The sequence below is a fragment of the Coleofasciculus sp. A1-SPW-01 genome (genome assembly GCF_040217205.1).
Taxonomy (GTDB): domain Bacteria; phylum Cyanobacteriota; class Cyanobacteriia; order Cyanobacteriales; family Coleofasciculaceae; genus Coleofasciculus; species Coleofasciculus chthonoplastes_A.
Map to the genome: position 1 here is coordinate 21,179 of NZ_JAVJNP010000067.1, position 10,901 is coordinate 32,079.

Below are 10,901 nucleotides of genomic sequence, written 5' to 3' on the forward strand. Positions count from 1 at the left end.
ATCTCAACCTGTGGAAACCCGCGCAGGCGGGTTTCGTTTGTGTAGCTGCGGTTTCAACCGCGCAATTAACTAGGCTAGGCGAGAATAAAATCGCTACTGTTGAGGGCACTCGCTTGAATCCCACTCAAGATAGCTAGGTCTGTATTGAAGGCACTAACGCGAGTATCATTACCATCTTGAATCAGGTCAAGCTGTTGGAACGTGATCCCTAAACCACGAATGCCAATCCGGTCAATTTCTAGCTCAAAGTCAGTAATCGTGTGAGCCGCACTAGGAACAAAGCCATTGACAATCCAGAACTGATCTTCACCATTACCGCCTGTCATGGTGCTACCCCCATCACCACCAAACAATAGATCATCGCCATCACCACCGGAAAGTTGGTCATTGAAACCAGCAATGAGGATATCATCACCTTTGCCGCCATCAAGACTATTATTACCCGAACCAAACGAGGCATTCAGAATATCATCGCCATCGCCACCCGACAATTGGTCATTGAAGCCAGCTAAGAGATTGTCATCACCATCGCCCCCATCGAGGCTGTTATTTCCTGTACCAACGGAAGCGTTAAGGATATCGTCGCCTTTACCGCCCAACAGTTGGTCATTGGAGCCAGCGAAGAGGTTATCGTCACCTTTGCCCCCATCGAGCAGATTATTTCCGCCACCATTAATGGCATTGAGGATATCATCGCCTTTACCGCCATCAAGCACGTTATGACTGCCACCACTGGAAGCTTCAAGGATATCTTCACCCTTACCGCCTAATAGGTAGTCATTAGAGCCAGCTAATAGAACATCGTTACCTTTGCCGCCATCAAGCAGGTTATTTCCGCCACCATTGGAAGCATCCAGGGTATCATGACCTTTGCCGCCAAACAACTGGTCGTTGAGGTTAGCTAACAGTTCGTCGTCGCCTTTTCCACCATCGAGCAGGTTATTTCCTGCACCATTGGATACATCCAAGCGATCATCGCCAGCTTCACCAAATAATTGGTCGTAGCTATTGCCAATCAGTGTATCATCGCCTTTACCGCCGTAGAACTGATTCCCACCAATGCTTCCTGAGCCATCCACCTCATCGTCCCCAGCACGAGCAAAAACAATGACTGGACTGTCAGTAATGGTGAAAACATCATCGCCATTAGTGCCGAAAATCGGAGTAGGAGGAATCTTTTGGTTGCCAAAGTCGATGTTGGTAACTGTATCACCAGAGCCGAGAGTTACCTTCTGACTACCAGCAATAGGAAATGAATTACCCGTGAACGATAAATTGTCAACCAGTAAGCCTGAGTCAACAGCCGTATCTCCCACATTCACAACCCCGATTCCCAGGGTAAAAGTACCGGCGGTTTGGAAAGTATGGGAGAAGATGTCAAATCCTGTTTCTTCATTGAAAATGGTTGGAGAGAATCCGAAAGAGCTATTTGTATTCGCTAGCGTGTCCAAAGTATTTGACACAATCGAAACGAAGCCAAAATCGTTAAAGGAAGTGGGCGTAGCTTCGTTGGTGAGGAAGTTCCAATCAAAGCTCAATTGAGTACCAGCCGATACTGTTACTGTTTGCTTGATTGCTGAACCAACGGTAGCATTACCATTACCCAAACCATCGATGCTTCCGGAAGTCAACCCTAGAAATGTTTCTAGCTGGGCATCGCTTACAGCACCACCTCCGTTAGTGAGCAAAGCTTGATAGGTTCCCTTCGTTGGACCCGAACCAAAGGCAGCAGTCTCGATAGTAGTGCTACCCGTTGTTTGCCAAGGAGCAAAGCTTCCCGTTTCAAAACCACCGTTAAAATTCGGAAATGTCTGCTTCCAACCGGGTTTTAGCACCTCGGCAACGGTGTAAGTACCTGGATTCAGGTTAGTAAAGGTATAGTCACCGTTGATATCGGTTTTCGTGGATGTCTCACCGGAATCGAGTTGACCGTTTTGATTATCGTCTAGGTAAATTGTCCAACCCGCCAAACCTGGCTCATTGGCATCTTGTTTTCCATCCCCATTGAGGTCATTCCACTTACTGCCGCTAATTTCTCCTGGCTGAGGTACTCCGACAAATACATTATCGATCGCCCAGTTATCGAAGCCATTACCACTATGATTGATTTGACGCCAGCGGAAACTGGTGCTACTGGTTTGGGCTGCGGTGGGAACTGTTTCGATGAGGGTTGTCCAACTGGTGAAGTCTTCGGTGTCATAAAGACCTAGTTGAGTCCAGCTAGTACCACCATTGATAGAATATTCCAATACGACATCTTCCCCTGGATCGGCATTCTCTCCACCATTAGAGCCATTGCCAAAGATGATGTCGAAGAAGACTGTACCGCCACTAGAGACATCCACGAAGTTCGTGGTGGCAAAGCGAGAAGAACTACCGTTAAACCAAAGCGAGTTCCCATCACTACCGACAAAGTTGCTATTGGCTGTGCCATTGGTGATGGTTGACCATTGGCTATTGTCAATGTCTGGGTCAAAGTCATCAACAACACTATTGAGAATCGGTGGTCCAACCGTTACATTATCGATTGCCCAGTTATCGAAATTATTGCCACTGTGAGCGATTTGCCGCCAACGGAAGTTGGTGCTACTCGTCTGAGCCGCAGTCGGAATCGTCTCAGTTAGGGTTGTCCAAGTCGTAAAGGCTTCGGTGTCGTAAAGACCAAACTGATTCCAGGTACTGCCATTATCAATCGAATATTCCAGCACCACATCTTCCCCTGGATCAGCATTCTCGCCACCATTGGAGCTATTGCCAAAGATCAGGTCAAAGGTAATCGTGCCGCCATTAGTAACATTTACCAGGTTGGTGATGGCAAAACGAGAGCTACCGCCACTGGTTCCCCCGTTGAACCATAGGGAGTTCCCATCACTGCCAACAAAATTACTATTGGCTGTACCGTTAGTAATATTAGACCATTGGCTATTGTCAATGTCTGGGTCAAAGTCATCAAAGATTACGGGAAGCACTGGAGGAGGGGTAGAGCCAGTCAGGGCGCTGTAGGCATTGAGCCGCCCTCCCGTAACGGTTATTCCTTGTAATGCTGGAATTGGGTCAACGGTTGCTAGGATACGATCCTTGACCTGTTGGGCTGTTAATGTGGGGTCGTTAGACCAAATCAAACTGGCAACACCTGCTACGTGAGGACTTGCCATGGACGTTCCACTCTTGAAACCATATCCGCCCCCAGGAACCGTACTATAGACAGAAGATCCTGGTGCGCCTAGGTCTACGGAATTAAGTCCATAACTGGAAGTCCCAGACAACTGATCGTTATGATTTGTGTTAGCTACGGAAATAATGTTATCTAGGTTATAACTGGCAGGGTAATGGGGGGAAATGTCGGTATTTCCACCAGTATTCCCAGCCGCAGCAATAAATAACTGGTCTGCATTCCCCGCCGCTGCGATCGCATCATACAACCCTTGGGAATAGCCACCACCCCCCCAACTATTGTTGGTCAAGTCAGCTCCCATCATCGTTGCATATTCGACAGCCTGAATCGCATCAAAGGTAGTGCCAGAACCCGAGGCACCTAGGAACTTGAGTGCCATGATATCAGCCGACCAACTGACACCCGTCACACCGATACCGTTATTTCCTTCAGCCGCGATTGTTCCAGATACGTGAGTGCCGTGACTGTTGTCGTCAAATGGGTCGTTATCATCATTGGCAAAGTCCCATCCGTGGATATCATCGATGTAGCCGTTATTATCATCATCAATCCCATTTCCGGCAATTTCTCCCGGATTTGTCCACATATTGTCATTGAGATCGGGATGGTTATAATCCACCCCGGTATCAATTACCCCAACGACTATATTGTTTCCGGTAGCAATATCCCAGGCTTCGGGAGCATCAATGTCCGCGTCAGGAGTGCCGCCCGTCTGTCCGGTATTGTTGAGTCCCCAAAGTTGATTGAATTCTGGGTCATTGGGAACAGTGGTATTGGTGGAAACGATATAGTTGGGTTCAATATATTCAACGGCGGGATCGCCTCCATAAAGAGCGATGGCTTCAGCGACGCTCATACCTGGGATTTCCCAAAGCTGAATGCCCAAGCCCTGAGTGGACTCTTTCACATTGGCGCCAAGGCTGGTTTGCAGAGCGTTAATCTGATTCGTTGAGGTAATTGATGGGTTAAGTTTAATGATTACCTCACCGGGGTGGTAGTCTGTTCCTTCTACACCCATGGTGCTAGAGAGTTCTTGCACTAAGGCTTGGAATTCAGGTGACTCCATCTCTCGCTTAGGCGCAACAGCTACCTGATTCGTAGTCTCGTCTTGATTCGTACTCTCGTCTTCTAAGTCTACTGAGCCATTGAGTTCAATTTGGCTGTTGTCGGATTGATCGAACAAATCGTTAGTGGACATAGGTCTCACTCCTTCAACAAAATTTCTTAGAAAATCCGATCGAGTGGCTATTTCACTACAGTCGATTCGCTGCAACTCGTGAACTTTCACTAATTACTCGGGATTGGGCAGCGAATTTTACGCGAATGAACGATTTTTTTGACAAAACTTTACAAATACTGAACGGTCAGACACAGGATTTACTCCTTCACGCTCAATGAATGTAAGTCAAAACTAATGCAACGAAACACTGTATCTGGGAGGTTTACGCTCTCGGGCGTAAGTCCTCAAAAATTAACCTGAATTTAACCTTACTTATGTAGCCGTAAGGTTAGAACATCGATGTCTAGTTGAGGAGTATAGACGTTTCTTTGCCGGAAATCCAAATAGTTAACAAAACTTATGAACATCCACATAACCAACTGTCCCAGCCGACATTGAAACCCCTACAGGACTTAGGCACAGTGTCTATAATGGCACAATCCTTGTAGTGCGTTTAGCGAAGCCATGCCGCAGGCTTTGCATCTTGCTCGCTACTAATACCCAATTTAAATGCATAACAGCTTATCAGGGTGACTTAGTTCCCCCGGAGTCTTGTCCCCAGCAACGCAATCAGGTTAATTTAGCCAAGGGTGACTTCATCGGATTGGGTATTAATCGAGCGCTCAAAGGATAAAAAAATGATTAGCTGGTGGGGGAATTATTTAGTTGTCTGTGTCAATCTGTGTCTCTTAGGATTTACTGTTCTAGAAAGTGCTATCCCTTCTGTATCATCTGTTTTTTTGTCAATAGTTGGCAATAATTTTTATTATAACTTTAATAAAATACATGCGTCCAAGGGGGAGGTTGGGAGTGAGACGAAAACCAAACATTATACAAAGTGTTACGACGATTCAAGGGGTTGAGCTGTATCAAAATTAATTTTGCCCAGAAAAAACCCACCATAGATAATATACCTGAAAATCGTACACTCATCTCACAATTGCTGTAACCCTTGAAAATTCGTAGATAATTCCGGAAAACGGGCCAAAAATGAGCAATTATGACGTTTTGTTGAGATGGAAGCATGATTTAAAAATTTAAACTGTTCTGGGTGAAAGAATAGTTTAAATTATCATCAGTTGACAAATTTAGCCGAAACGGGATTGAGTCAAGCTAAGGAAATGTCAGTAGCGAAGCAGAAAGAAAGAGTCAAGGGGTATGTCGTGAATCGTGGTATCAAAAGAAGTGCGATCGCTCGCTGTGCAGTATCGGATTCGTCTAAAGTCCAATAGTAATCAAGTGTCCAATTATGTGATTAGAGAATGAAGCGAAGCGAAATGAAGAATCTCTCCAGATACTAATGCTTATTCCGACGCTTGTTACTCGCTAACACTTCGCGTTACGCTACTGGATTGACACAGCTAAAATGATGGAAGAGACTTGACGATTGAATCGGGCGCCCCTACAGTTTCCGGGCTAATGGTTAATTGCTCAAATAAGGTGTGCCGAGCCACTACTAACATGACACAGCTAAAATGGTGGAGTGGATTCTACCGTTAAATCGGGCGCACGCCATGCGCCCCTACAGTTTATGCACTACTCATCGTTATTGGTGTTACTATCCTTATCCCTATCGTTCCCGCTACTTTCGCCCTCAACGGCAAAAGCCCAAGATACAATAGCACAATCTAGCTTTGCCCCAGGATTTTGGCGTCCAGCAGAACAACTGGTTCAAGAACAACTGAATTTGATTAATCGGATTGAGGGGGCATTCTACAGTCCTAATGTATATCAAGTAGAAGCGACGCGATCGCAACTTTTCTTACATCTCGGCAAAGTGGAACGCTTCTTGAATAGTCAGTATCGAATTCCCCAGTTTCTCTGTAATAACGGAACACCTGATCCTGATGTTCCTGCACCGTTAACCTTACCCCAGCGACAGGTGTACTGCAATCTTTATGTATCTACCCAAAAGCTGGAACCAATGGTTGATCTGTTGGATATGCGGTTACCGATGCTAGCTGGGTTAGCTGCACCTAGTACCATACCACTAGATGATCAACGTCCAGGCTTGCGGTTGAATTTAGCCACACCACTTCGTCCTGAATTTGCACCTGTACCCGACTTTCCCGAACCGGAACCGCCTGTCTTGGGTATGCCAACAAAGCGCCCCCTTACAGACTATCAGAGACAGCCGTTACAACCTGCGATCGCGCCTCCAGAAGCTGTCACCCAAACTCTTTTAGCCGCACGGGAACAACTATTACCCACATTACCCGCATTTCCCGACTCGGCTCGTATCATTGACCCCGGTGTCTACTCGGTAATTCCCACTCAGAGTACTTTGGGTCTTTTACCCTTAGAACCCCAACGATATGCCGACTTTCTTGAGCAATCCAACACCGGGATTGCCCGTATATTCCTCGCCGAAAGCTATCAACCTGATCCCAATAAGCTGCGAAACCGCCTGCAATCTCCCCTCCCCCAACCCTTTCCCTTAACGACTGAGGTTGAATCGGCGACGGATTCCGTTCCCAGCTTGGCGCTGGAGATTGAAAATGGAAACTTTACCATTCCTTTGCAAGGGTTGGATTATGGTTTTATTGTCAATTTGGGTGATGTTTCTTTAGACGAACTCGACGCCAATCTCAACACAATTCCTACGCTTACACCTGAACAACGAGATTTATTTCTGAACTATCGTCCGCCCAATGACGTAGAAGCTTTACAAATAGACCAACGGCGCTTTTATACGGGTAAAGATGGGATTGGGTTTGTCCCGCCTTTAAGCCCACCGGCGGCTATCGGTTCAGAGGTAAAATTAAATAATACGTATTTGGTTCGATTAATTCAATTCCAGTTACCCGAAGCTGTACTTGAAGGAGAACCAATTTCCCGGGCGCAGCGCCGTTATTTACCAGAAATACTCAACACACCCAGCAGCGATGTGATTGTGGCGTTTCAACCCGTTCACCAGCGTTTAGATGGGAGTTATACCGTGCTGTGGCGTTTACTGTATCGGTTTAGTGATCCCCAAATTGAAAATTTAGCCGAATATGTTGATTTAGAGTAGGGGCTTGGTTCCCAAGCCCTTACTTGGTTCCCTTGGTGACCAAGCCCCTACGAATGCCCGGTATATAATGGCAAACGCGATCGCACTCCCTCTGCTCCCAGACGTTCCACGCCTTACGTCTCTACAACCCCTTGACGGAGCCTGCGCCCCTAGGCTAAGGGTTAATTTGGCTCTGGGAATAATTGTAATTGTATCTGAATCAATGTTTAATCCTTATCGTTATCAACAACAGTTAAATCAACCGTTTTCCTTTGATCGTCTCTACTCTCATCCGGGTTCTCTGGATAGTTATGATTCCCAGGGAAGTCGCCAAAGCATTGGTATTATCGGTGGGGGAATTGCTGGACTTACCTGTGCTTATGAATTGAGTCAATTGCAGCACCAGGTTACTCTGTTGGAAGCGTCTGGGCGTTTAGGGGGTCGTATTTATACTCACTACTTCAGTGATGGCACTCATGCCGAATTGGGCGCCATGAGGGTTCCGGCTAGTCATGGTTGCACCCTCCATTATATGGATAAATTTAAGTTAAAAAGAAGACAATTTGTTAGTTACAATCCCGCCGCTTACTATTATTTACGTGGGCAAAAGACTCGCCTTGACAAGTATAACCCCCTATTATATAACTACAATTTAACTCCTGAAGAGCAGCAAGACCCGGCAGTAATTTACGAAACTATTTTAGAGGAGTTAATTGAGTCTTTGTCTAATCAGGAGAAATGGGAGATGTTTTCCCCTAACTTCACCAGTTCCCGACTAAGAGAATACGACAGCCTCTCAGTAACCCAATATTTTCGCGATCGCCTCTCCCCCGATGCCTTTGAATTCGTCGGTCACGCGACAGGGATGCTCCATTATAATCAAGTTTCTCTTTTGAATGGGTTAATTGACTTTTTGGCTTGGCATCGCGTGGAACAATACAAGTTAGTCGGAGGGATGGAAACCCTGGTAAACGCTTTTGCGGAAAGAATACCAGGGGACATTCAGACTCAAGCCCAGGTAACCGCCATAGAACTAACCGATTCTGGTGTTAAACTCCACTGGAATAGTTTACAGGGTAAACAAAGCGCCGAGTTTGATTTTGTCATCTGTACGGTTCCGACTACGGCTTTGGCAAAAATCGATTTTGATCCGCCTTTACCTGTTAAACAAAGGGAAGCGATTAACAGTCTGGGGTATTGTAGCGCCGCGAAAACCTTATTCCACTGTACCGCTCGTCCTTGGGAGTTTGAGGATGGGATTTATGGTGGCGGAAGTTTTACAGATTTAAATATCGAAAAGTGTTGGTATCCTGATGATAATGCTATCTTGGCAGATAAACAATCAGACAATCCTGACTGGATAGCCTGCGATCGCGAACGTTCCCATCAACCGTCTGCGTTTACAGCAGCGTATCGTTGGGAAGGGAATTCACGAAAATTCCGGAGTCTGGAAGAAGGCGATCGCACTGAATTGACGTTACGTGAGGTTAAGCAACTCCATCCTCAGATTGAGCCATACGTTGATGATATCGTTCACTATATTTGGGATGAAAAGGCTAAACTGGGTTCTGGCTCTTATGCCTTTTTTGCTCCAGGAGAACATGAGCGATATCAAGGATGGTTGGGTGAATCCTATCCTCACCAGCAACCTCGCGTCTTTTTTGCCGGGGAACATCTGGGCATTAATCATGCTTCGGTGCAAGGGGCAATTCAGACAGCACTTGCGGCAACAATTGATGTTCTTGAAAATAGCTGACTCAAATAAGCGTTAAGATCGAAAATTATTCTACAGTCACCCTAAATGAGTTAATGACAATTTTGTCAAATAGTTTGAATTACAAACGCTCACAATAATCTGAAAACGATCTATGACTCAAGCCCAAGCCGAACTAAAACTATACAGCTTTGATGAATTTATCAGCTGGTATCCCGAACAATCAGAAGTACGGTACGAACTGCATGATGGAGTAATTATCGAAATGCCCAAGCCAAAGGGGAAACATTCCAATCTAACCGGTTCCCTGATTGAGCAACTGTTGATCGTTATTAGGCAGATAGGCAAAGGAGGTATTTGGACTATTCCTAGAGAGTCGATTGTCAAACCCAAACGGGAAAAATCAGGTTATGAACCGGACATCATTGTGTTAAACCAAGAAACCATTGGAATGGAATCTAGGTGGGAAAGTGAATCAATTATCCAAAATTCAGATTCAGTCAAATTAATTGTCGAGGTTGTTTCCACTAATTGGCGTGACGATTACTACAATAAACTTCGAGATTATGAAGAAATGGGCATTGAGGAATATTGGATCATCGATTATGCCGCCTTGGGGGCGAGAAAGTTTATCGGGAACCCCAAGCAACCTACATTTTTTGTTTGTAATTTGGTTGATGGAGAATATCAGATGACGCCCTTTACGGGAAATACTCCCATTGTTTCCCCAACTTTTCCCCAGTTCAACTTATCTGCACAGGAGATTTTTGACTTGGCTTTGTATTTGGGATGAAGAAGCTAAGCTGGGTTCTGGCTCTTATGCCTTTTTTGCTCCAGGAGAACATGAGCGATATCAAGGATGGTTGGGTGAATCCTATCCTCACCAGCAACCTCGCGTCTTTTTTGCCGGGGAATGAGACTAAGGCAAAATTAAACAAGAGGCGCAAATCCAAAGCCACCCAATCCACTCAAACCAATGTTCAGCCGCTCAACCTTTTGGGGGAATAGCCCATGGCAAAGGACATCTAAGCTGTTCGGCATTTAAACCTTAATATCAGTAATGGCGAAAGCCTTGTAGTGCGTTAAGCGAAGCCATGCCGCAGGCTTTGCATCTTGCTCGCTACTAATACCCAATTTACAGCATTTCTCAGTCTAGTGAGGTACAGTAGCAACAATGAGTAAACCATCCTTTGATGTCATCTAAAGAAACTTGGCTAAATGCTTCTTCTATTGCTTTGGCTAAGTCCGGATATGTCCTAGCTTCCATAGCCCGCAGTATCGATTTAATTTTGGAGAAGCAATTTTCAATCGGGGAAAAATCTGGAGAATAGGGAGGTAAATAAATCAGTGTTGCTCCCGCCTCCTGAACTAATGATTCAATCGTTTTTCCCAGATGGATAGAGCAGTTGTCAAGAATGACACAGGCTCCAGACCAAAGATACGGCACTAATTTACGAGCGATAAAGGCTTCAAAAGTGAGACCATCAATAGCACCGAGAAGACTTACTTGAGTCAGGGTAAGCTCATCTAATTTGGTATAAATTGTACTTGACAAAAGCCAAAGTCATTTGAGATTCAGAAAGGTTTGTGATCGCGCCCCTAACGGGGTAAGCCAAAACGGTGATCAGGCGGTGATTATGGAGGAAGACGAAGGGGTTTGCGATCGCGCCCCTAACGGGGTAAGCCAAAACGGTGATCAGGCGGTGATTATGGAGGAAGATGAAGGGGTTTGCGATCGCGCCCCTGACGGGGTGAACCAAAAACTTGGTTGGGCGGTCATGGTGGAGCAAGAGGAAGAGGT

The 10,901-nt window shown here is 45.7% G+C and carries 7 protein-coding genes; 5 read left to right on the top strand and 2 right to left on the bottom strand.

The window, feature by feature from the left end:
• Positions 1 to 74: 74 nt before the first annotated feature.
• Entirely contained in the window at positions 75 to 4,373 is a 4,299-nt protein-coding gene (locus RH949_RS10940) for a S8 family serine peptidase (protein ID WP_446353054.1), read from the bottom strand.
• 1,100 nt (positions 4,374 to 5,473) lie between these two features.
• Between RH949_RS10940 and RH949_RS10945 the strand changes: the two genes are divergently transcribed.
• The 5 genes from RH949_RS10945 (at position 5,474) to RH949_RS10965 (ending at position 10,108) form a co-directional block, all read left to right on the top strand.
• Positions 5,474 to 5,626, top strand: coding sequence for a hypothetical protein (locus RH949_RS10945; protein WP_006100989.1), 153 nt, complete (start codon positions 5,474 to 5,476; stop codon positions 5,624 to 5,626).
• Positions 5,627 to 5,877: 251 nt separating this feature from the next.
• The gene (locus tag RH949_RS10950; protein WP_446353056.1) at positions 5,878 to 7,407 is read left to right on the top strand and encodes a hypothetical protein; all 1,530 of its coding nucleotides are present in this window, start codon (positions 5,878 to 5,880) and stop codon (positions 7,405 to 7,407) included.
• Between the two features lie 202 nt (positions 7,408 to 7,609).
• Positions 7,610 to 9,142, top strand: a complete 1,533-nt coding sequence (locus RH949_RS10955) for a flavin monoamine oxidase family protein (RefSeq protein WP_446353058.1) — start codon at positions 7,610 to 7,612, stop codon at positions 9,140 to 9,142.
• 112 nt (positions 9,143 to 9,254) lie between these two features.
• A complete protein-coding gene (locus RH949_RS10960; protein ID WP_044207007.1) occupies positions 9,255 to 9,893 on the top strand; it encodes a Uma2 family endonuclease in 639 nt (212 codons plus the stop codon).
• A 50-nt stretch (positions 9,894 to 9,943) separates the two neighbouring features.
• Complete coding sequence (locus RH949_RS10965) at positions 9,944 to 10,108, top strand: hypothetical protein (RefSeq protein ID WP_198016451.1); 165 nt, start codon at positions 9,944 to 9,946, stop codon at positions 10,106 to 10,108.
• A gap of 139 nt (positions 10,109 to 10,247) precedes the next feature.
• On the opposite strand, the gene RH949_RS10970 is transcribed toward RH949_RS10965, so the two are convergent.
• Positions 10,248 to 10,655, bottom strand: a complete 408-nt coding sequence (locus RH949_RS10970; RefSeq protein WP_446353061.1) for a transposase — start codon at positions 10,653 to 10,655, stop codon at positions 10,248 to 10,250.
• Positions 10,656 to 10,901: the final 246 nt, after the last annotated feature.

Coding starts and splice junctions, on each gene's coding strand:
- RH949_RS10955 (WP_446353058.1), top strand. CDS start 7,610: ATGTTTAATCCTTATCGTTATCAACAACAGTTAAATCAACCGTTTTCC.
- RH949_RS10965 (WP_198016451.1), top strand. CDS start 9,944: ATGAGCGATATCAAGGATGGTTGGGTGAATCCTATCCTCACCAGCAAC.
- RH949_RS10940 (WP_446353054.1), bottom strand. CDS start 4,373: ATGTCCACTAACGATTTGTTCGATCAATCCGACAACAGCCAAATTGAA.
- RH949_RS10960 (WP_044207007.1), top strand. CDS start 9,255: ATGACTCAAGCCCAAGCCGAACTAAAACTATACAGCTTTGATGAATTT.